Source organism: Pseudomonas sp. NY15372, from assembly GCF_048068215.1.
Classification (GTDB): Bacteria; Pseudomonadota; Gammaproteobacteria; order Pseudomonadales; family Pseudomonadaceae; genus Aquipseudomonas; species Aquipseudomonas guariconensis_A.
The window spans coordinates 59895-82528 of the sequence record NZ_JBLUPY010000015.1 but is presented as its reverse complement, the minus strand read 5'-3'; the positions used below and the strand labels follow the sequence as shown (position 1 = coordinate 82528).

The 22634-nt window shown below is 64.8% G+C and carries 22 protein-coding genes; 9 read left to right on the top strand and 13 right to left on the bottom strand.

Features of this window, described 5'->3' with window-relative positions; all coding sequences use genetic code 11:
- Positions 1-86 precede the first annotated feature (86 nt).
- The 4 genes from ACNFG0_RS13410 to ACNFG0_RS13395 all read right to left on the bottom strand — a co-directional run bounded on the left by ACNFG0_RS13410 (position 87) and on the right by ACNFG0_RS13395 (position 5267).
- Positions 87-713 carry a TetR/AcrR family transcriptional regulator gene (locus tag ACNFG0_RS13410; protein WP_416765182.1) on the bottom strand — a complete coding sequence of 209 codons (627 nt, stop codon included), beginning with the start codon at positions 711-713 and terminating at the stop codon, positions 87-89.
- Complete coding sequence (gshA, locus tag ACNFG0_RS13405; protein WP_196144187.1) at positions 713-2290, bottom strand: glutamate--cysteine ligase; 1578 nt, start codon at positions 2288-2290, stop codon at positions 713-715. The genes ACNFG0_RS13410 and gshA overlap by 1 nt, the downstream gene beginning before the upstream one ends.
- A gap of 272 nt (positions 2291-2562) precedes the next feature.
- On the bottom strand, positions 2563-2946 hold the full coding sequence (locus ACNFG0_RS13400; protein ID WP_196144186.1) for a PaaI family thioesterase: 384 nt from the start codon (positions 2944-2946) through the stop codon (positions 2563-2565).
- Positions 2946-5267: a Tex family protein gene (locus ACNFG0_RS13395; protein WP_196144185.1), complete on the bottom strand. Its 2322-nt coding sequence runs from the start codon at positions 5265-5267 to the stop codon at positions 2946-2948. The genes ACNFG0_RS13400 and ACNFG0_RS13395 overlap by 1 nt, the downstream gene beginning before the upstream one ends.
- 231 nt (positions 5268-5498) lie before the next feature.
- On the opposite strand from ACNFG0_RS13395, the gene ompR reads away from it, so the two are divergent.
- Both ompR and ACNFG0_RS13385 read left to right on the top strand, forming a co-directional pair.
- A complete protein-coding gene (gene ompR, locus ACNFG0_RS13390; protein WP_196144184.1) occupies positions 5499-6239 on the top strand; it encodes a two-component system response regulator OmpR in 741 nt (246 codons plus the stop codon).
- 124 nt (positions 6240-6363) lie between these two features.
- Positions 6364-7677, top strand: coding sequence for an ATP-binding protein (locus tag ACNFG0_RS13385; RefSeq protein WP_196144183.1), 1314 nt, complete (start codon positions 6364-6366; stop codon positions 7675-7677).
- A 155-nt stretch (positions 7678-7832) separates the two neighbouring features.
- Here the strand turns inward: ACNFG0_RS13385 and rimK are convergent, their stop codons facing one another.
- Both rimK and ACNFG0_RS13375 read right to left on the bottom strand, forming a co-directional pair.
- On the bottom strand, positions 7833-8738 hold the full coding sequence (gene rimK, locus ACNFG0_RS13380; protein ID WP_084853683.1) for a 30S ribosomal protein S6--L-glutamate ligase: 906 nt from the start codon (positions 8736-8738) through the stop codon (positions 7833-7835).
- Positions 8735-9217, bottom strand: coding sequence for an ATP-dependent zinc protease (locus ACNFG0_RS13375; RefSeq protein WP_328306830.1), 483 nt, complete (start codon positions 9215-9217; stop codon positions 8735-8737). The genes rimK and ACNFG0_RS13375 overlap by 4 nt, the downstream gene beginning before the upstream one ends.
- Before the next feature lie 109 nt (positions 9218-9326).
- On the opposite strand from ACNFG0_RS13375, the gene ACNFG0_RS13370 reads away from it, so the two are divergent.
- Entirely contained in the window at positions 9327-9728 is a 402-nt protein-coding gene (locus ACNFG0_RS13370; RefSeq protein WP_196144182.1) for an RNA-binding S4 domain-containing protein, read from the top strand.
- Positions 9729-9889: 161 nt separating this feature from the next.
- On the opposite strand, the gene ACNFG0_RS13365 is transcribed toward ACNFG0_RS13370, so the two are convergent.
- A complete protein-coding gene (locus ACNFG0_RS13365; protein WP_416765178.1) occupies positions 9890-10690 on the bottom strand; it encodes a phosphatase PAP2 family protein in 801 nt (266 codons plus the stop codon).
- A gap of 107 nt (positions 10691-10797) precedes the next feature.
- Between ACNFG0_RS13365 and hslO the strand changes: the two genes are divergently transcribed.
- The 3 genes from hslO (at position 10798) to ACNFG0_RS13350 (ending at position 14271) form a co-directional block, all read left to right on the top strand.
- Positions 10798-11697, top strand: coding sequence for an Hsp33 family molecular chaperone HslO (hslO, locus tag ACNFG0_RS13360; RefSeq protein ID WP_416765177.1), 900 nt, complete (start codon positions 10798-10800; stop codon positions 11695-11697).
- Between the two features lie 179 nt (positions 11698-11876).
- Positions 11877-13418 carry a phosphoenolpyruvate carboxykinase gene (locus ACNFG0_RS13355; protein WP_196144179.1) on the top strand — a complete coding sequence of 514 codons (1542 nt, stop codon included), beginning with the start codon at positions 11877-11879 and terminating at the stop codon, positions 13416-13418.
- A 418-nt stretch (positions 13419-13836) separates the two neighbouring features.
- The gene (locus tag ACNFG0_RS13350; RefSeq protein WP_416765174.1) at positions 13837-14271 is read left to right on the top strand and encodes an acyl-CoA thioesterase; all 435 of its coding nucleotides are present in this window, start codon (positions 13837-13839) and stop codon (positions 14269-14271) included.
- Positions 14272-14345: 74 nt separating this feature from the next.
- Here the strand turns inward: ACNFG0_RS13350 and ACNFG0_RS13345 are convergent, their stop codons facing one another.
- Both ACNFG0_RS13345 and fdhD read right to left on the bottom strand, forming a co-directional pair.
- On the bottom strand, positions 14346-14834 hold the full coding sequence (locus tag ACNFG0_RS13345; RefSeq protein ID WP_196156207.1) for a glycine zipper domain-containing protein: 489 nt from the start codon (positions 14832-14834) through the stop codon (positions 14346-14348).
- A gap of 188 nt (positions 14835-15022) precedes the next feature.
- Positions 15023-15865: a formate dehydrogenase accessory sulfurtransferase FdhD gene (fdhD, locus tag ACNFG0_RS13340; RefSeq protein WP_196166420.1), complete on the bottom strand. Its 843-nt coding sequence runs from the start codon at positions 15863-15865 to the stop codon at positions 15023-15025.
- A gap of 174 nt (positions 15866-16039) precedes the next feature.
- Here fdhD and lysM point away from each other — a divergent pair, with 174 nt between their 5' ends.
- Positions 16040-16480 (top strand): peptidoglycan-binding protein LysM, encoded by a 441-nt coding sequence (lysM, locus tag ACNFG0_RS13335; protein WP_196156209.1) that lies wholly within the window; start codon positions 16040-16042, stop codon positions 16478-16480.
- A 96-nt stretch (positions 16481-16576) separates the two neighbouring features.
- On the opposite strand, the gene yrfG is transcribed toward lysM, so the two are convergent.
- On the bottom strand, positions 16577-17239 hold the full coding sequence (gene yrfG, locus ACNFG0_RS13330; protein ID WP_196144174.1) for a GMP/IMP nucleotidase: 663 nt from the start codon (positions 17237-17239) through the stop codon (positions 16577-16579).
- Between the two features lie 64 nt (positions 17240-17303).
- On the opposite strand from yrfG, the gene nudE reads away from it, so the two are divergent.
- Together nudE and cysQ are read left to right on the top strand one after the other, a co-directional pair.
- Positions 17304-17870: an ADP compounds hydrolase NudE gene (gene nudE, locus ACNFG0_RS13325; protein WP_416765172.1), complete on the top strand. Its 567-nt coding sequence runs from the start codon at positions 17304-17306 to the stop codon at positions 17868-17870.
- On the top strand, positions 17867-18697 hold the full coding sequence (cysQ, locus tag ACNFG0_RS13320) for a 3'(2'),5'-bisphosphate nucleotidase CysQ (RefSeq protein WP_416765170.1): 831 nt from the start codon (positions 17867-17869) through the stop codon (positions 18695-18697). The genes nudE and cysQ overlap by 4 nt, the downstream gene beginning before the upstream one ends.
- A gap of 172 nt (positions 18698-18869) precedes the next feature.
- Here the strand turns inward: cysQ and ACNFG0_RS13315 are convergent, their stop codons facing one another.
- The 3 genes from ACNFG0_RS13315 to ACNFG0_RS13305 are packed head-to-tail and all read right to left on the bottom strand — an operon-like array spanning position 18870 to position 22542.
- Positions 18870-19325: a YiiD C-terminal domain-containing protein gene (locus ACNFG0_RS13315; protein ID WP_196144171.1), complete on the bottom strand. Its 456-nt coding sequence runs from the start codon at positions 19323-19325 to the stop codon at positions 18870-18872.
- Positions 19322-20731 carry a sigma-54-dependent transcriptional regulator gene (locus ACNFG0_RS13310; protein ID WP_416765169.1) on the bottom strand — a complete coding sequence of 470 codons (1410 nt, stop codon included), beginning with the start codon at positions 20729-20731 and terminating at the stop codon, positions 19322-19324. The genes ACNFG0_RS13315 and ACNFG0_RS13310 overlap by 4 nt, the downstream gene beginning before the upstream one ends.
- Positions 20728-22542 carry a sensor histidine kinase gene (locus ACNFG0_RS13305; RefSeq protein WP_196144169.1) on the bottom strand — a complete coding sequence of 605 codons (1815 nt, stop codon included), beginning with the start codon at positions 22540-22542 and terminating at the stop codon, positions 20728-20730. Before ACNFG0_RS13305 ends, ACNFG0_RS13310 begins: the two co-directional genes overlap by 4 nt.
- Between the last annotated feature and the right edge of the window lie 92 nt (positions 22543-22634).

The following is a 22634-nucleotide window of genomic DNA, read 5'->3' as shown; positions in this document are numbered from 1 at the left end:
GGCATGTTGTGCCTCTCCGAAAACGTGGCATGTGGAACCAGCATTTCAGCGAGAGGGGGTAAAGGCAGGTGTTACATATGCATCGATCAGCGTTTGGGTAGGAACGGCGGCAGGTACAGCCCCAGGTAGGCTTCGAACACCCGTTTGCCTTCCTCGGCCATGCGCGGGGTGATCTGCTCATGCAACTGCACCGACCGTGCATAGACCCGGTCGCTCAACTCCATGGCCAAGGCGAACACATCCACATCCGTCGGCATCGCCGGCAGCTGGAAGTGTTGGTCGAACAGCTTGTGCATCAGCTCGCCCAATTCCATGTCGTGCAGGCGATCGGCCTGGACCACTTCGCTCAACCCGTGCTGGGCCAGGATCAGCTGGCGCGCCGCGGCGTCCTTGTTGTAGATCTCCAGCATGCGTTGCTCGACCAGCCGCGACAGGTCGTGCCAGGTGCTCAACGTCGAGCTGTCTATCGGTGCGCAGAGCGCTTCGCGAAAGGCCAGGTGTACATCGGCGGTCAGCGCCTCGAGCAGCGCTGGGACGCTGGCGAAGAAGTGATATACCGAAGACGGCGGAATTTGCGCCCGCTCGGCCACGCTGTAGATCGACAGGCCCGCCACGCCGTGGTCGGCCAGCAGCTCGCGCGCCGCCGCCAGGATCGCGGCGATCCTGGCCTGGCTGCTGGCGCGGGGCTTGCGCGGGCTGGCGGTGCGGCTCATCAGTTGCTGATCGCCAGGATGCTGGCCTGGTAGGCGCCGACGAACAGGTCGAAGTCACCGACCTCCTGTTGCTCCAGACGCGATTGTTCGGCCAGCGATTCGCGCGCCAGGGTCTCGAAGGCCTGTTGGCGTTCCACGTCCAGTGGCCGCTCGCGGAAGGTTTCGGCGTGCAGGCGGCTCTGGCGCAGGGCGAACTGGACGAAAGTCTCGTCGTGCTCGGTCATGCGCGCCAGTACCTGGGCCGAGGGGGTCAGCGAGGCGTCGTCGACCTTCGCCTGCTGCGCGGCCAGCGCCTTGGCATGTTCGTCGCCACCCTGGGCGCGATCGAGCAGCTCGGCCAGCGGCGCGATGCGGGCGATCAGCTCGCTGGCCCAGTCACGCAGGCCGATTGGCTGGCCATCGCGGCGCAGTTCCAGGCCGGGTCGACGGCCTTCCTTGACCACGGTGAGGAAGTTGCTGGTGCATTGGCCGCATTCGCCGTTGCCCAGCTGCGGGCTGTCGTCGAGCGCGCAGAACAGCAGGAAGGCGTCGAGGAAACGCGCCTGGGGCAGGTCGATGCCCACCGGCAGGAACGGGTTGATGTCCAGGCAGCGCACTTCGACGTATTGCACGCCACGGGACATCAACGCCTGGATCGGACGTTCACCGGTGTAGGTGACGCGCTTGGGCCGGATGTTCGAGTAGTACTCGTTCTCGATCTGTAGGATGTTGGTGTTCAGCTGCACCCATTCGCCATCCTTGTGGGTGCCGATTTCCACATAGGGCGGGTAGGGCGTGCCCACGGCCTTGCGCAGGCTGTCGGTGTAGCTGGCCAGGTCGTTGTAGCACGGCGTCAGGCCTGCCTGGGCATTGCTCTGGTAGCCCAGGTCGCTCATGCGCAGGCTGGTGGCGTAGGGCAGGTACAGGGTCTCGGCGTCCAGCTCCTCGAGCTGGTGCGGATGGCCGCGCAGGAAACCTTTGTCCAGCGCGGGCGATGCGCCGAACAGGTACATCAGCAGCCAGCTGTAGCGGCGGAAGTTGCGGATCAGCGCGATGTACGCCGCCGACTGGAAGTCGCGGTCGTCCTGCTCGCTGCCTTCGGCTTCGCGCAGCAAAGGCCACAGCGCCTCGGGCAGGGAGAAGTTGTAGTGGATACCGGCGATGCACTGCATGGTGCGGCCGTAGCGCAGGGCCAGGCCCTTGCGGTAGACGTGCTTGAGCTTGCCGATGTTGGAGGTGCCGTATTCGGCGATCGGGATGTCCTCCTCGGCCGGCAGCGCGCAGGGCATCGACGGGCTCCACAGGTATTCGTCGCCCAGCTTGGTGTAGACGAAGCGGTGGATCTGGTCGAGGCTCTCGAGCACCTTGGCCGGGTCCGCCAGGGCTGGGGTGATGAACTCCAGCAGCGACTCGGAATAATCCGTGGTGATCTGCTCGTTGGTCAGCGCCGAACCCAAGGCTTCAGGGTGCGGGGTCTGGGCCAGGCGACCTTCGTCGGTTACGCGCAGGCATTCGCGCTCAATACCGTGCAGGCACTGCTTGAGCAGGGGAAGATTGGCGCCGAGCAGGCTCAGGCGGCGGTTGAGGAGTTCGCTCAAGATGGATTCCTTCACGCGTCAGTCGCCCCAATATGGGGGTAGAGATGACGGTCTACAAGGGTAGGGACAAAGGAACTGGCGTTGTCGCCTGGTTTACGCGGTTCCAGCGTCGTTACCTTGGGGCTCTGCGTATCCCCATCGCGGGGGCGGCCCCCCCCCGCCCCCCCGGGGGGGGCGCCGCGGGGGGGGGGGGGCCCCCCCCCGCGATGGGGCGCGTAGCGGCCCCACGATGTTCGATAACGCCGAAAATACCGCAGATCTCACTAGGTGAGCTAGAGAACCGCAAAGGTTCCTTGCGCCTTGGCCACCCGCTTGTCGCCCTGGAATACGTCGGCGTCGACTACGAGAGTGCGGCGTCCGGCGTGCAGCACGCGTGCCGTGCACACGACTTCGCCTTCGCTCACGGCGCGCAAGTAGTTGATCTTGCACTCGATTGTCACGCTCTGCTGGTCGAAGCCATGACTGGCCGAGCAGGCCAGGCCCATGGCGATGTCCACCAGGCTGAAGATCGCCCCGCCATGCAGCTTCTGGCCGCGGTTGCGCAACTGCGGCGTGAGCGCCAGGGCTACCTCGGCAACGCCCGTTTCCAGGCGTTGCAGGCGGCAGCCCAGGAGCTGGCTGAAGGCGCTCTGGACGTATTCGGCCGGAACGTCCATCACTTTTTCTTCAGCTGCTTGGCGTTGGCGAACAGCGCGGCCATGGCATTGTTGGCCGGGGCTTGTGTGGTCTCCCGCTGGCGTGGCGCCTGCTGCTGGCGATTGCCGCCATTGCCGCGATTGCCACCGCGGTTGCCGTCGACCTTCTCGCCCGGGGTATCGCTCATGCGCATGGACAGACCGACGCGCTTGCGCGGGATGTCCACTTCCATGACCTTGACCTTGACCACGTCGCCCGCCTTGACCGCTTCGCGCGGGTCCTTGACGAATTTCTCGGAGAGCGCCGAGATGTGCACCAGGCCGTCCTGATGCACGCCGATGTCGACGAAGGCGCCGAAGTTGGTGACGTTGGTCACCACGCCTTCGAGAATCATGCCCGGCTCCAGGTCCTTGAGGTCCTCGACGCCGTCCTGGAAGGTGGCCGTCTTGAACTCGGGGCGTGGGTCGCGGCCAGGCTTGTCCAATTCCTGAAGGATGTCGGTGACAGTTGGCAGGCCGAAGGTTTCGTCGGTGAATTTTTTCGGGTCCAGGCGCTTGAGGAAGCCGCTGTCGCCGATCAGCGAGCGGATGTCGCGGCCGGTGTCGGCGGCGATGCGCTGCACCAGCGGGTACGCCTCAGGGTGCACCGCCGAAGCATCCAGCGGGTTGTCGCCGTTCATCACGCGCAGGAAGCCGGCAGCCTGCTCGAAGGTCTTCTCGCCCAGGCGGCTGACCTTCTTCAGCGCCGCGCGGGTGGCGAACGGGCCGTTGGCGTCGCGGTGGGCGACGATGTTCTGGGCCAGGGTCGCGTTGAGGCCGGAAATGCGGGTCAACAGCGCCACCGAGGCGGTGTTGACGTCCACACCCACGGCGTTCACGCAGTCCTCGACCACGGCGTCCAGGCCGCGGGCCAGCTTCACCTGGGAGACGTCATGCTGGTACTGGCCGACGCCGATGGATTTGGGGTCGATCTTCACCAGCTCGGCCAGTGGGTCTTGCAGGCGGCGGGCGATGGACACGGCGCCACGGATCGAGACGTCCAGGTCCGGGAACTCGCGGGCGGCCAGCTCCGAGGCCGAGTACACCGATGCGCCTGCCTCGGAGACCATGATCTTGGTGATCTTCAGGGCTGGGTATTTCTTGACCAGTTCGCCCACCAGCTTGTCGCTCTCGCGGCTGGCGGTGCCGTTGCCGATGGCGATCAGCTCCACCGAGTGCTTGGCGCACAAGGCTGCAAGGATGGAGATGGTGCGATCCCAGTCATTCTTCGGCGCGTGCGGGTACACCGTGGTGTGGTCCAGCAGCTTGCCGGTGGCGTCGACCACGGCGATTTTGCAGCCGGTGCGCAGGCCTGGGTCGAAGCCCAGGGTGGCGCGCGGGCCGGCCGGGGCGGCCAGCAGCAGGTCGTGCAGGTTGTGGGCGAAGACGTTGATCGCCTCGCCTTCGGCGTTGTCGCGCAGCTCGCCGAACAGGTCGGTTTCCAGGTGGGTGTACAGCTTGACCTTCCAGGTCCAGCGCACCACTTCGGCCAGCCATTTGTCAGCCGGGCGGTTGCGGTTTTCCAGGCCGAAGTGGCTGGCGATCATCAGCTCGCACGGATGCAGGGTGCCTGGCAGCTCCTCGCCCACCTTCAAGGCGGCGCTGAGCACGCCTTCGTTGCGACCGCGGAAGATCGCCAGGGCGCGGTGCGACGGTACGTTGCGCAGCAGTTCGTCATGGGCGAAGTAGTCGCGGAACTTGGCGCCTTCCTCTTCCTTGCCGGCCACCACGCGGGCGCTGAGTACCGACTCCTGCTTGAGGAAACCGCGCAGCTTGTCGAGCAGGGCGGCGTCTTCGGCGAAGCGCTCCATGAGGATGTACTTGGCGCCTTCCAGGGCGGCCTTGACGTCGGCCACGCCTTTTTCGGCATCGACGAAGCGCGCCGCTTCGGTTTCCGGGGTCAGTTGCGGGTCGCCGAGCAGGCCGTCGGCCAACTCGCCCAGGCCGGCTTCCAGGGCGATCTGGCCTTTGGTGCGGCGCTTTTGCTTGTAGGGGAGGTAAAGGTCTTCCAGGCGGGTCTTGGTGTCGGCCAGCTTGATTTCGCGGGCCAGCTCCGGGGTCAGCTTGCCCTGCTCCTCGATGCTGGCCAGGATGCTGGCACGCCGCTCGTCGAGTTCACGCAGGTAGCGCAGGCGCTCCTCCAGGTGACGCAGCTGGGTGTCGTCCAGGCTGCCGGTCACTTCCTTGCGGTAACGGGCGATGAAAGGCACCGTCGAGCCTTCGTCCAACAGGGCCACGGCCGCCTCGACCTGCTGCGGGCGGACGCCCAGTTCCTCGGCGATACGGCTGTTGATGCTGTCCATGAGAACCACCTGACAAATTGTGAATGCTGGAGGCCGCGAAGGGGCGTTCAGGCCCGGCGGCGCTGGGTGAAAGCGGCGCATTATACCCATCGTGCCGGGCTTGCGGTGATAGCGCCGGGCCAGCGCGGGCCAGGTGGGAACTGGCGCCAGGGGAAAAATCTGCTAACAATGCACACGGCACGCATGGCGGTGGCTACGCCATAATGCGCGGCGATACCAAAGGAGTTATTCATGACCAGCACCGCAAACACCGCTGAAGGCGACAAGATTCTCATCGTCGATGACGATCCGGGGCTGAGCAGCCTGCTGGAGCGCTTTTTCACCAGCAAGGGCTATCGCGCCCGCACGGTGCCCAATACCGAGCAGATGGACCGCCTGCTGTCGCGCGAAGTCTTCAACCTGGTGGTGCTCGACCTCATGCTGCCCGGCGAGGATGGCCTGGCAGCCTGCAAGCGCCTGCGCGCGGCGAACAACCAGATCCCGATCATCATGCTCACTGCCAAGGGCGATGAACTCAGCCGCATCAAGGGCCTGGAACTGGGCGCCGACGACTACCTCGGCAAGCCGTTCAACCCCGATGAACTGGTCGCGCGGGTCAAGGCCGTGCTGCGTCGCCAGGCGCCGACCGTGCCGGGCGCACCCGGCAGCGAGGACGAAACCGTCACCTTCGGCGACTACGAGCTATCGCTGGCCACCCGCGAACTCAAGCGTGGTGAAGAAGTGCACATGCTGACCACCGGCGAATTCGCTGTGCTCAAGGCCCTGGTGATGCATGCCCGCGAACCGCTGACCCGCGACAAGCTGATGAACCTGGCCCGTGGTCGCGAGTGGGATGCCTTGGAGCGCTCCATTGACGTACAGATCTCGCGCCTGCGCCGCATGATCGAGCCCGACCCGTCCAAGCCGCGCTATATCCAGACCGTATGGGGCGTGGGCTATGTCTTCGTGCCGGACGGAAACGCCGGCAAATGACCTTCAGCCTGCAGGCTTGCCAGCACGCGGCAGGGCGACCCGAACGGGTCGCCCTGTTTGCGTCTGAGGCAGCCCGGCAGCCCGGCGAGCCTTCGCCCGTGACCGCAGCGCAGTAGTTGTCCAGATGAAAACGCCCCTTTGGTTCCCGCAAAGCTTCTTCGCCCGCACCTTGTGGCTGGTGTTGATCGTCGTCTTGTTTTCCAAGGCACTGACCTTGGTGTACCTGTTGATGAACGAGGACGTGCTGGTTGATCGCCAGTACAGCCACGGCGTGGCGCTGACGCTGCGCGCCTACTGGGCGGCCGACGAGGAGAACCGCGAGAAGATCGCCGAAGCCGCAGGGCTGATCCGGGTCACCGGCTCCGGCGTGCCCGAGGGCGAGCAGCACTGGCCCTACAGCGAGATCTATCAGCGCCAGATGCAAGCCGAGCTGGGCGAGGACACCGAGGTGCGCTTGCGCATCCATGCACCGCCTGCCTTGTGGGTCAACGCGCCGAGCCTGGGCCCTGGCTGGCTGAAGGTACCGCTGTACCCGCACCCGCTGCGTGGGCAGAAGATCTGGAACGTGCTGGGTTGGTTCCTGGCCATCGGCCTGTTGTCCACCGCTTCGGCGTGGATCTTCGTACGCCAGCTCAACCAGCCCCTCAAGCGCCTGGTGTTCGCCGCCCGGCAACTGGGCCAGGGGCGCAGCGTGCGCCTGCCGATCAGCGATACACCCAGTGAAATGACCGAGGTGTACCGGGCATTCAACCAGATGGCCGAGGATGTCGAACAGGCCGGGCGCGAGCGTGAACTGATGCTGGCGGGGGTTTCCCATGACCTGCGCACACCGCTGACCCGGCTGCGCCTGTCATTGTCGTTGATGGCCAACGACAGCGAGCTGACCGATGACATGGTCCGCGATATCGAGGACATGGATGCCATCCTCGACCAATTCCTGGCGTTCATTCGCGATGGGCGCGACGAGCCGGTGGAAGAAGCCGACCTGGGCGACCTGGTACGCGAGGTGGTGGCGCCGTACAACCAGCCCGAGGAGCGAGTGCGGCTGTGCCTGGAGCCGATCCCGCCGTTCCCGCTGCGCCGGGTGTCGCTAAAGCGCATGCTGGGCAACCTCATCGGCAACGCCCTGCACCATGCCGGCAAGGGCGTCGAGGTGGCGGCCTATGTATCGGGCGACCAGAGCGCGCCCTATGTGGTGCTCAGCGTGTTGGACCGTGGCGCCGGGATCGACGAATCGGAACTGGAGACCATCTTCAACCCGTTCATCCGTGGTGACCGCGCCCGTGGCGGCAAGGGCACCGGGTTGGGGTTGGCGATCGTCAAGCGGATCGCGGCGCAGCATGGCGGGAACGTGGAACTGCGCAATCGCTCGGGTGGCGGGATCGAGGCGCGGGTGAGGTTGCCGTTGGGGTTGTTGCTGCCGCGTAATGCGGTGTGATCATCCCCACCCAATCGCCGGCAAGCCGGCTCCCACAGCGGATCGTCACTGGCCGTTTGCTCTTTGCGCGACAGCGCAGCCCGAAAGTTTTGGGTGATCTCCCACAGGGATGGCGCAAGGCCTCTTGTGGGAGCCGGCTTGCCGGCGATTGGGGTTTACCCCTTGCCCTTGGTCCGGGTCTGGTTGGGCCCGCCGTTCTTCTCCAGGTGCCCGATGATCATCCCGGCCACGTCCTTGCCGGTGGTGACCTCGATGCCCTCCAACCCGGGCGATGAATTCACCTCCATCACCAGCGGCCCATGATTGGAGCGCAGGATATCCACGCCGGCCACGCTCAGGCCCATGACCTTGGCCGCGCGAATGGCGGTCATGCGCTCCTCCGGGGTGATCTTGATCAGGCTGGCGACCCCACCGCGGTGCAGGTTGGAGCGGAACTCGCCAGGCTTGGCCTGGCGCTTCATCGAGGCGATGACCTTGTCGCCGACGACAAAGCAGCGGATATCGGCACCGCCCGCTTCCTTGATGTATTCCTGGACCATGATGTTCTGCTTGAGGCCCATGAAGGCCTCGATCACCGACTCGGCCGCCTTGGTGGTTTCACACAGCACCACGCCGATACCCTGGGTGCCTTCGAGCACCTTGATCACCAGCGGCGCGCCATTGACCATCTGGATCAGGTCGGGAATGTCGTCCGGCGAATGGGCGAAGCCGGTGATCGGCAGGCCGACGCCGCGTCGCGACAGCAATTGCAGCGAGCGCAGCTTGTCTCGCGAGCGGGCGATGGCCACCGACTCGTTGAGTGGGTAGACCCCCATCATCTCGAATTGGCGCAGCACCGCGCAGCCATAGAAGGTGACCGACGCGCCGATGCGCGGAATCACCGCATCGAAGCCTTCCAGCGGTTTGCCACGGTAGTGGATCTGCGGCTTGTGGCTGGCGATGTTCATGTACGCACGCAAGGTATCGATCACCACCATTTCATGACCGCGCTGGGTACCGGCTTCGACCAGGCGGCGGGTGGAATACAGACGCGGGTTGCGCGATAGCACAGCGATCTTCATGCAGCACCTGTAACAGGGGAAAGGGTGGCCGGAAAGGCCGGTTTGTCCTGGACGTACTTCAGGCCGGGGTTGACCACCAGCTGGCCATGGATCAGCGCCTTGGAGCCCAGTAGCAGCCGGTAGCGCATGTTCTTGCGGCAAGCGAGGGTGAATTCCACTTCCCAGACCCGGTCGCCCAGCGCGAGCGGCGTACGGATCACGTAGCGGACCTGGGCTTGGCCGTTGGAGCTCTTGATGGTTTTCATCGTGACCAGCGGCGCCTCGCAACGGCGATGGCGCAGCTGCACCACCGACCCCAGGTGAGCGGTGAAGCGTACCCAGGGCTGGCCGTCGCGCTCGAACGGCTCCACGTCGGTGGCGTGCAGGCTGGAGGTGCTGGCGCCAGTGTCGATCTTGGCGCGCAGGCCCGCCAGGCCGAGGTCGGGCAGGGCGACCCACTCGCGCAGGCCGATCACAGTCAGATGGTCAAATGTCTTCACGAAACACACCCTGCGGATGAGGTGGTGAACTGTAAGCACGGCGCGGACTTTTTGCATCCGCAAGTTACGGTAGTACAGTTCCGTTAAAGACAGAATTCGAGGTATCGGGATGGCACACAAGCCAGAAGACGACGACAAGGTCCGCCTGGACAAATGGCTGTGGGCGGCACGGTTCTACAAAACCCGCGCATTGGCCAAGGCCGCGATCGAAAGCGGCAAGGTGCATTGCCGTGGCGAGCGTTGCAAGCCGGGCAAGGAGCCGCGGGTGGGCGATGAGTTCGTACTGCGCACAGGCTTCGACGAACGCACCGTGGTGGTCAAGGCGCTTTCCGGCGTGCGCCGTGGCGCGCCAGAGGCGCAGGCGCTGTACGAGGAGACCCAGGAGAGCGTGCGCAAGCGCGAGCAGGCGGCCGAAATGCGCAAGGCCGGGGCCATGGGCATCACCACCGACGGTCGCCCGACCAAGAAGCAGCGGCGGCAGATCCACCAGTTGCAGGGCAGTTATGACTAAGAGGCTGTGTTGCGGCCCGATCGCCGGCAAGCCGGCTCCCACAGGGGATCAGCGCTTGCCACGGGTTCTTTGCCAAAGAGCTGGGTGATCTCCCACCTGCCCTGCGCTATTACCTGTGGGAGCCGGCTTGCCGGCGATTGGGCTGCAAGGCCGCTGACCGCTCAGGCCGCGCGTACCACGCTCATCCGGCCGATGACCGGCAACCGCGCCAATACCCCGAACACCGGCGCTGTCCAGCGCATCAACGCCGCACTGGCCTTGGCCGCCAGCGGCGTATAACAACTCCAGCCCAGGGCCAGCACTGCCATCAGCAATCCGCCAATGTAGTCGTCCTGCCCCCAGTGGGCGCCGGCCACCAGGCGCGGCAGCATGAACAGCAGCGCCAATCCCCATATGACCAGACGCTGTACCAACCCACGGCTGAACAGGTTCATGAACAGCGCCCAGATCAGCAGCACCGAGGCGTGGTCACCAGGAAAGCTCTGGCTGGAGCGGTCCTTGAGTTCCCATTTCGCTTCCAGGTTCGGGTAGTAGTCGCTGAGGTGGACGACGTTGTTGAAGACCATCGATGGGCTGTTATGTTGCCAGCCCATGATCGCCACCCACTTGGAAAACAGCGCGCGAATCACCACTAAGAGGATCAACGTGACGAGAAAGCCCAGGAAGGCCTCGCGTACCTGGCCAGCCTTGAACACCCAATTACCTCGAATCAGCAGGGCCAGCAGGATGAGGCCGACGACGATATCGAAGGGGCGCAGGCTACCGACGGTCCAGATGTAGCGCCAGGCAGTGTTATCGGCCAGTGGCGCATTGAGGCTGTGGAACAGCCATTCGTCGAAAGTCAGGCACAAGATCTGGCCAATGGGCCATAACCAGAAACACAGTAATGCAACAGACACCAAGGTGCAGGTCAGCAAAGGTCCCCAGGACCACCTTGCTTGGAACAGTGGTCGATTGTCCATAAAATACCTCTATTACCAGCGGGTTCGAGCATTTCGTGAATGCTCTCCAACAGGGCCTCGTAAACCCTTGTAATCATTTTGTCATCATTTTTAGATAGCCAGAACCTATGAGCGATTTGCCTGATACCGATTTCACCCAGCGTTTCATCTTCGACGACCGCGATATCCGCGGCGAGTGGGTGGCGCTCGACCAGAGCTACGCCGACGTCCTGGCCCGTCACCCTTACCCACAACCCGTCGCCTCGCTGCTCGGCGAGCTGATGGCCGCCACCGCCTTGCTGGTGGGTGCGCTCAAGTTCGATGGCCTGCTGATTCTCCAGGCGCGCTCGGCCGGCCCTATCCCCCTGTTGATGGTGGAATGCTCGGGCGAACGCGATATCCGCGGCATGGCGCGCTACGAAAAAGACCAGATTCCCGCTGACGCGACCCTGGCCCAACTGATGCCCGACGGCCACCTGACCTTGACCATCGACCCGATCAAAGGCCAGCGCTACCAGGGCACCGTCGACCTCGATGGCGCCAACCTGTCCGAATGCTTCACCAACTACTTCGTGCAGTCGCAGCAGCTCAATACCCGCTTCTGGCTCAATGCCGAGGGCGGCAAGGCTCGTGGCCTGCTGCTGCAGCAGCTGCCCCGCGACCGCCAGCCTGACGACGAAGAGCGTGAAGGAAGCTGGCAGCATGTGATTGCCCTGGCCAGCACGTTGAAACCTGAAGAGTGGTCGCTGGACAACGAAACGCTGCTGCATCGCCTTTATCACGAAGACGCCGTGCGCCTGTTCGACATCCAGCCGCTGCGCTTCCGTTGCAGCTGCTCGCGCGAGCGTTCCGGCAACGCCCTGGTCAGCCTCGGCGAGCAGGATGCCAAGGCCCTGGTCGAGGAATGCGGCGGCAAGGTCGAGATCGATTGCCAGTTCTGCAACGAGCGCTATTTCTTCGATACGAGCGATGTGGCGCAATTGTTTGCCGGTGGCGGCACCGAGCCGCCGTCAGATACTCAGCACTGAAACGTTTAACTACAGGAGAATCTCCTGTCGAATTGCGCAAAAGCGCAGTTCTGACAGGAGGGGCCTACTTTTTTTGGGCTTTTCTGGCATAATCCGGCCACTTTTTTCGCTGTAGTAGTTTAAAACAGACGACTACAAAACGTTTGGAGCACTCGGCCTCGGGCCGGATGGGGTATCTCATGACGCAAGCCAACAACACCGTGTACACCGACCTGACCGTCGATGAGCTGGTAAAAGAAGCGCTGTCCCGCGGTGAAGGCGAGCTGGCCGATACTGGCGCACTGGTCGTGAAAACCGGTCATCGTACCGGCCGTTCGCCAGCTGACCGTTTCATCGTCGACGAGCCCAGCACCTCTGCTGCCATCGCCTGGGGCCCGATCAACCGCAAGTTCCCGGCTGACAAGTTCGATGCCCTGTGGGCTCGCGTCGAGGCGTTCAACAACGCCCAAGAGCACTTCGTTTCCCACGTTCACGTAGGGGCTGCCGCCGAGCACTACCTGGCCGTCAAGATGACCACCCAGACTGCCTGGCAGAACCTGTTCGGCCGTTGCCTGTTCATCAACCCGGCCCAGTACAACCCGGCTGGCCGTGAAGAATGGCAGGTGCTGAACGTCGCCAACTTCGAGTGCGTTCCCGAGCGCGACGGCACCAACTCCGATGGCTGCGTCATCATCAACTTCGCCCAGAAGAAGGTGCTGATCGCTGGCATGCGCTACGCCGGTGAAATGAAGAAGGCCATGTTCTCCGTGCAGAACTTCCTGCTGCCGGCCGCCGACGTACTGCCGATGCACTGCGCCGCCAACATCGGCGAGGCAGGCGATGTGACTCTGTTCTTCGGCCTGTCCGGCACCGGCAAGACCACCCTGTCTGCCGACGAAAGCCGCTACCTGATCGGTGACGACGAGCACGGCTGGGGCGAAGGCGTGGTCTTCAACATCGAAGGTGGCTGCTACGCCAAGTGCATCGACCTGTCCGAGAAGAACGAGCCGGTCATCTGGAAAGCCATCAAGCATGGCGCGGTGCTGGAAAACGTCGTCCTCGACGACGCCAAGCACGCCGACTATGCCGATGGCAGCCTGACCCAGAACAGCCGCGCCGCCTACCCGCTGGAGCACGTCGAGAAGCGTTCCGAGAAGAACCTGGGCGGCGAGCCGAACGCGGTCATCTTCCTGACCTGCGACCTGACCGGTGTACTGCCTCCGGTGTCGATCCTGAACAACGAGCAAGCGGCCTACCACTTCCTGTCCGGCTACACCGCGCTGGTCGGTTCCACCGAAATGGGCTCGGGCGGCGGCATCAAGTCGACCTTCTCCACCTGCTTCGGCGCACCGTTCTTCCCGCGCCCGGCCGGCGAATACGCCGAGCTGCTGATCAAGCGCATCAAGGGCTTCGGCTCCAAGGTCTACCTGGTCAACACCGGCTGGACCGGTGGTGGCTACGGTGTCGGCAAGCGCTTCAGCATCCCGACCACCCGTGCCGTGATCGCCGCGATCCAGAGCGGTGCCCTAGTCGGTGCCGAGACCGAGCACCTGGACATCATCAACCTGGACGTGCCGAAGGCCGTTCCGGGCGTCGAGACCGTCCTGCTCAACCCACGCAACACCTGGGCTGACTCGGCTGCCTACGACGAAGCCGCCAAGGGCCTGGCCAAGCTGTTCATCGAGAACTTCCAGAAGTTCGATGTCTCCGAGGCCATCAAGGCCGCTGGTCCGCAGCTGTAAGCGTTAAGCTACTCGGCACATCATTGGGGCTGCTATGCAGCCCATCGCGGGAAAAGCCCGCTCCTACAGGATCACGTGCACCTTACCAGTGGTGGGGTCCCTGTAGGAGCGGGCTTGTCCCGCGATGGGGCGCGTAGCGGCCCCAATTGCTTAACTGACCGGTATGACCTTTTTCATTCTGCTCAAGGCCATTGTTGCAGGCGCATCAGCGTCCCTTGGCCTTGAGCGCAGCGCAGCGTTGGGCAAAGTGCCGCTGGTGTCTTCGTCGCTGATTGGCGCTGCGGTATCAGCGAGGCTGGCCTGGACCTGATCGAGAAGCCAAGCGTCATACGCCGCCGCTTCATGGGCACGCGACTATAGGCCTTCCCAAAGGTTTGTGGGAAGCTTCCTTGTCATGTCGACAAGCCCGGACAACCCCATGACCGAATCTCCTCAGCGCAGCCATTTCAACCATTTCCACCCCATCCTCACCCGCCCTCAGGATAACGACCTCAACGGCCACATCGCCGGCGCCACGGTGCATGGTTATTTCGAGACGGCGCTGCAGGCGTTCCTCGTGGAGCAGGCCGAGCTGGACCTGCGTGACGGCGAGTTGGCGGGGGTGGTGATCAGTTCGGCGGCACAGTTCTATGCCTTGCCGGGGTTTCCCGATGTGTTGGAGGTGGGCCTGGGTGTGGCGCGCCTGGCGGGCAGCACCGTGGAATACCGCTTGGCGCTGTTCCGCCCCGGCGAGGCGCAGGCCTTGGCAGCCGGCACCTTGGTGCAGGTATTCGTGACGCGGGCTACCGGCCAGCCAGTGGCCTTGACCGGTGCATTGCACATGACCCTGGCGGGCCTGCAGCTCAACGGCTGAACATCGGTCTGCCGCGAACGAAAAGGCCCTGCCGGTCAGGGCAGGGCCTTCTTGTGGACTGAGCTGTTCAGCGATCAGTCGTCATAACGCCAGTGGCGCTTGTGCTTGCGATGGCCATAGTGGTGGCCGCGGTCCCAGTGACGGCGGTCGTCGTCATAGCCACGACGGTAGCGACGGCGATCGTCCCAGTCGTCTTCGTCGGCTTTGTTACCCAGGTAGTTACCCAGCGCACCGCCGGCGCCACCGCCTGCTGCTGCACCGATATAGCTACCGGTGGTGCCGCCCACCGAGCGACCGACCACGTTACCGCCTGCAGCGCCCAGTGCGCCGCCGATAGCGGCTTCACCGCGCTGACGCTTGTCGGCACCCAGGGCACCGCCTGCCGCGCCGCCCAGACCGGCACCAATGGCGCCGCCGGTGCTACCACCGATGGAGTTGCCCACTACGGAGCCGAGTACCCCACCCAATGCGCCGCCAATGCCGGCCCCGGTATTGCCGCCTGCCATGGCAACGCCGCTGAGCAGGCTAAAGGACAACAACAGAATCGAGGAGTACTTCTTCATTCAAGAGAGCCTCATAGGGATGACGAGGCGAATGTGAGGCTCGGCGAGGCGTCTGGCAATTGAAATCCGACGAGTAGCACGAGTTGTACACAATTCTCTAAGTTATTGTTTTTCATGCGGAACTTTCTTCATTTTTGCGTGTCTGAGCTATTTGTAACCAAGCCCTGCCCACCCCGGACAGGGCTTTTTTATGGCTGATTGCCAGCCTCAGTGGTCGGGCTGAACACGCGCGGCGGGCTGTGCTTGGGCAGGTGGATCAGGTTGAGGTTGTGTTTGCGCGCCCATTGCAGCGCCAGGCCGGTGGGGGCCGAGAGGCTGACCAAGGTCTGGATGCCCGCGCGCAACACCTTCTGGATCAATTCCAGGCTACAGCGGCTGGTGACGATGGCCAGGCCGCCGTCTGTGTCGATGCGCTGGCGCAGCAGGGCGCCGATCAGCTTGTCCAGGGCGTTGTGCCGGCCGATATCTTCGCGGCCCATCAACAGTTGACCCTGGCGGTCCATGAACAAGGCCGCATGCACCGCGCCGCAGTGCTGCCCCAAGGGTTGATAGGCATCGATGCGCTGGCGCAGGCCGGCCAGCCATTGGGCAGGCGGCAGCGGCGCACCGGGCAGATCGGCCAACTCCGGCAGTGCCTGCTCCAGCGCTTCGACGCCGCACAGGCCGCAACCGCTGGTGCCGGCCAACTGGCGGCGCTGGTTCTTCAGGTTCCAGAACGCGCGGCTGGAGATCTCGAGGTCCGCATACAGGGCCGAGCCGCTGCCGGACAGCTTCACGTCATAGATTTCATCAGTGCTTTCGACGATGCCGCTGCCGACGCTGAAGCCGACCGCGAAGTCTTCCAGGTCGGTCGGGCTGACCAGCATTACCGCCTGGTTCAGGCCGTTGTAGGCGATGGCCAGGGCGACTTCCTCGGCGAGCGGCGTCGCGCCTGCCGCACCATCGGTGAGCTGCACGTAGTCGTAGGTATTGCTGGCGGCCGGCAAGGCAGCAGGCATGGACGCCGCGCAGACCGGGGGTTTGCTGTTCATCAGGGTGGATCACCGGCGGCTTTGTTACGGCACAAGCCTATGCCCCTGGGGCACTGGCGTCCAGTTGCCAGGTTCTATGCGGTGATAGAGCGGGTTGATCGGTTCTTGGGCGGCAAATTGGGCAAAGCTGTCCTAGACTCCTGCTTCCTGGAATTCACCATCAAGGAGTGTGAGATGAGCCTGTTCAGTTTCGTGAAGGAAGCCGGCGAAAAGCTGATCGACCTGCTGACCCCCGGTAACGCCAATGCCGAGGAGCAACTCAAGAAGCACGTGGAAAGTGTTGGCCTGGGCAACCCGAACATTTCCGCCACGGTCGAGGGCGACACGATCATCCTCAAAGGCGAGGTCGCCAGCCAGGAGGAGAAGGAGAAGATCATTCTGGCCGCGGGCAATATCGACGGTGTCGCCACGGTGGACGACCAGATCACCGTCACCGGGCCGGTGGCCCAGGCTGCGCGCTTCGTCACGGTGAAAAAGGGGGACACCCTCAGTGCCATCGCCAAGGCCGAGTACGGCGATGCCAACCAATACAACAAGATCTTCGAGGCCAACAAGCCGATGCTCAAGCATCCGGACAAGATCTACCCGGGGCAGGTGCTGCGCATTCCCGACTGACCCGTAACCTGTACCGGCCCTATCGCGGGCAAGCCGCTCCCACAGAGGTCACCGCCACAGTGTGGGAGCGGCCGACTTGCCCCGCGATTCAGGGCCTCACAGTCCCGCCAGCAACGCCCGGTAATCCTCCACCGCCGCGAACTCCTGGGTATCGCGCGGCCCCGCCTTGCTGTCGGGTTCGCGCACCGCCAGCAGGTGCTGCACGCCAAAGCGCCGCGCACTGCGCAGGATCGCCAAGGTATCGTCGATGAACAGGCTGCGCGCGGGCTCGAAGCCGATATCCGCCTGCAGCGCATCCCAGAACTGCGCGCTTTCCTTTGGGTAGCCATAGTCATGGGAGCTGATCAGCCGCTCGAAGTACGGCGCCAGCTCCACCCGCTCCAGCTTCAACGACAGCGAGTCGCGGTGGGCGTTGGTGATCAATATCACCCGTTTGCCGGCCTTGCGTAGCGCCTCGAGGAACGTGTCGGCATCCGGGCGCAGGGCGATCAGGTCGGCGATCTCTTGCTTGAGCTCGCGGATCGGCAGCTTCAGCTCGCGGCTCCAGAAGTCCAGGCAGTACCAGTTGAGGGTACCGGCGTTGCGTTCGAACAACGGTTGCAATTCCAGCTCCGCCATGGCCCGGCTGACGCCGTGCAGCTCGGCATAGCGCTGGGGCAGGTGTTCCAGCCAGAACTGGTTGTCGTAGTGCAGGTCGAGCAGGGTGCCATCCATGTCCAGCAGGACGGTATCGATGGCGGACCAGGGAAGAACAGGCATGGGAAACTCTCGATCGGTCGGCAAGCCACGGTATAGTAACCCGTTCACGCCAAGGAGCCGCCCCATGCGCCAGAAACCCACCGTACTCGCTCGCGAAATCGTCGCCAGCAGCCGCCTGTTCCGCGTCGAAGCCGTGCAGTTGCGCTTTTCCAACGGCACCGAGCGGACCTACGAGCGCCTGGTCGGCCGCGGCAACGGCTATGGTGCGGTGATGGTGGTGGCCATGCTCGATGCCGAGCATGCGGTGCTGGTAGAAGAATACTGCGGCGGCACCGACGAATACGAACTGTCCCTGCCCAAAGGCTTGATCGAGCCGGGGGAGGACGTGCTGGCAGCCGCCAACCGTGAGCTCAAGGAGGAGGCGGGCTTTGGCGCACACCAATTGGAGCACCTGACCGAGCTGTCGCTCTCGCCTGGCTACATGAGCCAGAAGATCCAGGTGGTGCTGGCCACCTACCTGTATGAGGAGCGCCTGGAGGGCGACGAGCCCGAGCCGATGCGCGTAGACAAGGTCAACCTGCGCGAGCTGTCGGCCCTGGCCATGCACCCGCAGTTTTCCGAAGGTCGGGCGCTGGCGGCGCTGTACCTGGCCCGTGACCTGCTGATCCAGCGGGGGCAACTGAGCGCATGAACGACCAGCAACTGATGCTTGAAGTGGTGAAGCTGGCCCGCCTGGCTGGCGAGGCGATCCTGCCGTTCTGGCGCGCCGATGTGGCGGTGACCAACAAAGCGGACGATTCGCCGGTGACCGCAGCCGACCTTGCCGCCCACCAGGTTATCGCTGAAGGCCTGCAGGCCTTGGCGCCGCACATCCCGGTCCTGTCCGAAGAAGACTGCGACATCGCCCTGGCCGAGCGCCAGGCGTGGACGCGCTGGTGGTTGGTCGACCCTCTGGACGGCACCAAGGAATTCATCGCCGGCAGCGAGGAGTTCACGGTCAACATCGCCTTGATCGAACGCGGCGAAGTGGTGTTCGGCGTGGTATCGATGCCGACCAATGGTCGCTGCTATTTCGGCGGCCGCCAGCTGGGTGCCTGGCGCGCGCAAGCGGGCGCCGAGGCCGAGCCGATCCAGGTGCGCCAGCAACCGCCGCAGAACGGGCGTTTCACCGTGGTGGCCAGCAAGCGCCATTCCAGCCCGCAGCAGGAGGCATTGCTGGGCGGGTTGGGCAGTGCGGTCGGGGAGCTGGAGCTGGCCAACGTGGGCAGCTCGCTGAAGTTCTGCCTGCTGGCCGAAGGGGCAGCCGATTGCTACCCGCGGCTGGCGCCGACGTCCCAATGGGACACCGCTGCTGCCCAGGGCGTGCTCGAAGGCGCCGGGGGCGAGGTGATCGGCCTCGATGGCCAGCCGTTCCGCTACCCGGTGCGTGAGTCGTTGCTCAACCCGTTCTTCCTGGCTTTGCCGGCTACGGCGCCGTGGCGTGCGGCACTGTTGCAGTTGGCTGCTGCGATGGGTTGAGGTTGGGCGGTGCTGCGCCAGCCCCATCGCCGGCAAGCCGGCTCCCACAGGGAATCAGCGCTAGCCGCGCGACAGCGCAGCCCGAAGGGCTGGGTGATCTCCGACAGAAAGGGCCGTACACGTTCCGGTGGGAGCCGGCTCGCCGGCGATGGGGCGCGAAGCGGCCCCTGTTTCAGCGATGCAACACATACTGCCCACTGAAGGTCACCGCAGGCGCGTCGCTGCCAGCGTTGCACACCACCGTCTCCAGCGTCAGCCGCGCCCGCCCACGGCGCTGGTACATCGTCAGGAACCGCTCCCATGTCTTCTCGTCCGGCGCCGGGCAACTCGCGACCGCCACCCCGGTGACCGGCAGCGGATAGCTGATCTGGCCTTCCTGGATGACGATATGCCCATCGTCGATGCCCAGCTCGCGCAGGCGCAGGTGCAACCAGCCCCAGCCCACCAGCACCGCGGCGCAATACAGGCTGCCGCCGAACATGGTGCTCTTGTGGTTGACGTTAGGCGCCAGCGGCAACTGCAGGCGCAGGCGCTGGTCGTGCCAGTCGATGACCGCCATGCCCATCTCGCGGGTCAGTGGGATGTCATTGTGCAGTACGGATTGCAGGTACTGGCTGTCGCTGGTCATGGGCGGTTGTCCTCCGGGTCGTCTTGCCCGCTGGCGCTGTCGGCGAAGCTCAGGCCGTGCTTGCGCAGCTTGTCGTGCAGGGTCTTGCGCGGAATGCCGAGGGCCTCGGCCAGGCTGCGCATGGAGCTGTGCGGCTGGGCCAGTTCGGCGGCGATCAGCGAGCGCTCGAAATGCTCGACCTGTTCGCTGAGGTTGCCGGCGCGCACAGGGGCGGCGGTGGCGGGGGCAGCAGGCGCCTGGCCATCGAGGGCCAGCTCCAGGCCCAAGGCGAAGCGTTCGGCGGCGTTCTGCAGCTCACGCACGTTGCCGGGCCAGTCGTGGCGCAGCAGCAGGGCGCGGTGGGCCGGTTGCAGGCTGTTGGCCGGCAAGCCATGGCGCTGGCTGGCGGCATCGGCGAAATGCTGGAACAGCACCAGGATATCGTCGCCGCGCTCGCGCAGCGGCGGGATGCGCAGCGGCGCGACGTTCAGGCGGTAGTACAGGTCGGCACGAAAACGCCCTTGGTCGGCGGCTTGGCGCAGATCTTCCTTGGTGGCGGCGATGATGCGGATATCCAGCGGGATCAGCTGGTTACCGCCCAGGCGCTCCACGACGCGCTCCTGCAGAAGGCGTAGCAGCTTGACCTGCACGTCGAGGCTCATGCTCTCGATCTCGTCGAGGAACAACGTGCCGCCGTTGGCGAACTCGAATTTGCCGATACGCCGCTTCTGCGCGCCGGTGAAAGCACCCGGTTCATGGCCGAACAGCTCGCTTTCCACCACCGACTCGGCCAGGGCGCCGGCATTGATTGCCACGAACGGGCCGTCGCGGCGACTCGACAGGTCATGCAGGGCGCGGGCCACGACCTCCTTGCCGGCACCGGTTTCGCCGAGGATCAGCACGTCGGCGCGGGTAGCGGCCAGGGCACCGATCTGTTCGCGCAGGCGCTGCATGGCCGGCGACTGGCCGACCAGGCGCGTGGACAGCTCCTGACGGTCGCTCAAGGCCAGGCGCAGGCTGCGGTTGTCCAGCACCAGGCGTCGCAGGGCCAGGGCGCGGCGCACGCTGTCGAGCAGGGCATCGCTGGCGAAAGGTTTCTCCAGAAAGTCATAGGCGCCGGCGCGCATGGCCTGCACGGCCAGCGGCACATCGCCGTGGCCGGTGATCAGCAGCACCGGCAGTTCGTTGTCGCGCCCGTGCAGGTGTTCCAGCAGTTGCAGGCCGTCTATGCCGGGCATACGGATGTCGCTGACCACCACGCCGGGCCAGTCCGGCTCGATACGTTCGGCCAGCCCCTGGGCATCGGCCAGGGCCACGACCTTGAGCCCGGCCAGGTCCAGGGTCTGGCCCAGGGCCTGGCGCAGGTGCGGATCGTCGTCCACCAGGATGACCTGGGTGCGGCTGTCGATCTGTGTCTCGGTCGTCATGCCGAGGGGTCCTCCGAAGATTGCAGGTTGGCGCCGGGCTTGGCCACGCGCAGTCGCAGGGTCAGCAAGGCGCCGCCTTCCGGGTGGTTGCCCAGCAGCAGTTCGCCGCCCAGTGCATGCATCAGGCTCTCGCAGATGGCCAGCCCCAGCCCCAGGCCCTGGGTGCGGGTCTTGGTGGTGAAGAAGGGTTCCTTGGCATGCTCCAGCGCCTGGCGGCTGAAGCCCGGGCCATTGTCGCGAATGTACAGGTAGACGCAGTCATCCTGGCGTTCGGCACTGAGCCACAGCTTGCGTGGGTTGGCTTTTTCGGTGAGCGCGTCGAGGGCGTTGGCCAGCAGGTTGCCGAGCACCTGGCGCAGGCGCGTTTCGCCGGCCTGCACCCACAGCGTGGCCTCGGGCAGGTCGCGCACCAGCTCCACGGCCATGGCCCGGCGGCGCTTGGCCAGCAGCGCCAGGGCATCGTCCAGCGCCGGTTGCAGGGCCACGCTTTCCGGTGCGTGCTGGTCGCGGCGGGCGAACGCGCGCAGGTGGGTGATGATCGAGGCCATGCGTCCGGTCAGCTCGCCGATCAGCTTGAGGTTGCCGCGCACGTCTTCGGTGCGCTGGTGGTCGAGGAGGATCTCGGCGTTCTCGGCATAGCTGCGGATCGCTGCCAAAGGCTGGTTGAGCTCATGGCTGATGCTCGCGGACATGGTCCCGAGCACCGACAGCTTGCCGGCCTGGACCAGTTCGTCCTGGGCGCGCACCAGCTCCTGCTGGGCCTGTTCGCGTTCGAGCACTTCCTTCTTCAGCCGGGTGTTCAGGCCTTCTAGGTCGGCGGTGCGCTCCATGACGCGTTGTTCCAGCTGCTGGCGCCCGCGCGCCTCGAAGTCGATGCGGTCGATGTAGTGTCGCCGACGCTGCATCACCAGGCCGGCCAGCAGCATCAGTACCAACAAGGCACCGGCGCCGATAGCCATGACCGTCTGCACCGAGCGGTCGACCAGCGTACGCGGGGCGAGGATGCTGACTTGCCAGCCTGTTTCCTTGATGTCGCGGGTCTGCACCAGCCAGGCGGCGGGGTTGAGGTTCAGCGGCTGGGGCGCTTGGGTCGGGTAGGGCTGGATGGCGACGATCGCCTCGCGTTCGGCCGGTGTCAGCTCGCGGGTGGCGCGGAAACGCCAGTCGGGGCGGGAGGTCAGCACCACCACGCCGTTCTGGTCGGTCAGCAGCAGTTGTTCGGGCGTACGCCCCCACAGGGTCTCGGTGTGGTCGAGGTCGACCTTGACGACCAGCACGCCCACGACCTTGTCCCGGTCATGCACCGCCGCAGCGAAGAAGTAGCCGCGCTTGGCCGACGTGGTGCCCTGGCCGAAGAAGCGCCCCAGGCGCCCGTCCATGGCTTCGAGGAAGTAAGGGCGAAAGGCGAAGTTGCGGCCCACGAAACTGTCGTGCTTGTCCCAGTTGGACGCCGCCAGGGTATTACCGCTGACATCCATCAGGTACATCACCTCGGCGCCGGTCTGCCTGGTGATTTCCTTGAGCAGACGGTTGGCGTTGGTGATCGCCTCGGTCTTGAACGGGTCGTGCAGCGCACCGCGCAGGGCCGGCAGGTCGCCAAGGATCCGTGGCAGGGTCTCGTAGCGGTGCAGGGTGCCCAGCAGGTTGGCGACGTAGAGGTCGAGGGTCTGGCGATTCTGCGAGGCCAACTCGTCCTGGTAGTAGCGCTCGGCCAGATGATGCAGTGGCCAGAGCAGGGGCGCCAGGCACAGGGCCAGCAGGGCGAGGCTGCGCCAGCGTGGGCGTCGTGGAGGCGTTTGGGTTGGAATCATCTATCGGGCGCCAGAAGGATCTGGCGCAATTATGCGCTACTTGCGCTCGTCCATCAGCGCCGAGTGGCCATGCTTTTGTCATTGGCCTCTTG

Excerpts from the sequence above, each read along its gene's own strand:
- ACNFG0_RS13385 (WP_196144183.1), top strand. The coding sequence starts at position 6,364 with ATGAAAACGCCCCTTTGGTTCCCGCAAAGCTTCTTCGCCCGCACCTTG.
- ompR (WP_196144184.1), top strand. The coding sequence starts at position 5,499 with ATGACCAGCACCGCAAACACCGCTGAAGGCGACAAGATTCTCATCGTC.
- ACNFG0_RS13410 (WP_416765182.1), bottom strand. The coding sequence starts at position 713 with ATGAGCCGCACCGCCAGCCCGCGCAAGCCCCGCGCCAGCAGCCAGGCC.
- ACNFG0_RS13350 (WP_416765174.1), top strand. The coding sequence starts at position 13,837 with ATGACCGAATCTCCTCAGCGCAGCCATTTCAACCATTTCCACCCCATC.
- ACNFG0_RS13345 (WP_196156207.1), bottom strand. The coding sequence starts at position 14,834 with ATGAAGAAGTACTCCTCGATTCTGTTGTTGTCCTTTAGCCTGCTCAGC.
- cysQ (WP_416765170.1), top strand. The coding sequence starts at position 17,867 with ATGAACGACCAGCAACTGATGCTTGAAGTGGTGAAGCTGGCCCGCCTG.
- ACNFG0_RS13355 (WP_196144179.1), top strand. The coding sequence starts at position 11,877 with ATGACGCAAGCCAACAACACCGTGTACACCGACCTGACCGTCGATGAG.
- lysM (WP_196156209.1), top strand. The coding sequence starts at position 16,040 with ATGAGCCTGTTCAGTTTCGTGAAGGAAGCCGGCGAAAAGCTGATCGAC.
- nudE (WP_416765172.1), top strand. The coding sequence starts at position 17,304 with ATGCGCCAGAAACCCACCGTACTCGCTCGCGAAATCGTCGCCAGCAGC.
- ACNFG0_RS13395 (WP_196144185.1), bottom strand. The coding sequence starts at position 5,267 with ATGGACAGCATCAACAGCCGTATCGCCGAGGAACTGGGCGTCCGCCCG.
- rimK (WP_084853683.1), bottom strand. The coding sequence starts at position 8,738 with ATGAAGATCGCTGTGCTATCGCGCAACCCGCGTCTGTATTCCACCCGC.
- yrfG (WP_196144174.1), bottom strand. The coding sequence starts at position 17,239 with ATGCCTGTTCTTCCCTGGTCCGCCATCGATACCGTCCTGCTGGACATG.
- ACNFG0_RS13305 (WP_196144169.1), bottom strand. The coding sequence starts at position 22,542 with ATGATTCCAACCCAAACGCCTCCACGACGCCCACGCTGGCGCAGCCTC.
- ACNFG0_RS13315 (WP_196144171.1), bottom strand. The coding sequence starts at position 19,325 with ATGACCAGCGACAGCCAGTACCTGCAATCCGTACTGCACAATGACATC.
- ACNFG0_RS13370 (WP_196144182.1), top strand. The coding sequence starts at position 9,327 with ATGGCACACAAGCCAGAAGACGACGACAAGGTCCGCCTGGACAAATGG.
- fdhD (WP_196166420.1), bottom strand. The coding sequence starts at position 15,865 with ATGAACAGCAAACCCCCGGTCTGCGCGGCGTCCATGCCTGCTGCCTTG.
- hslO (WP_416765177.1), top strand. The coding sequence starts at position 10,798 with ATGAGCGATTTGCCTGATACCGATTTCACCCAGCGTTTCATCTTCGAC.
- ACNFG0_RS13365 (WP_416765178.1), bottom strand. The coding sequence starts at position 10,690 with ATGGACAATCGACCACTGTTCCAAGCAAGGTGGTCCTGGGGACCTTTG.
- ACNFG0_RS13310 (WP_416765169.1), bottom strand. The coding sequence starts at position 20,731 with ATGACGACCGAGACACAGATCGACAGCCGCACCCAGGTCATCCTGGTG.
- ACNFG0_RS13400 (WP_196144186.1), bottom strand. The coding sequence starts at position 2,946 with ATGGACGTTCCGGCCGAATACGTCCAGAGCGCCTTCAGCCAGCTCCTG.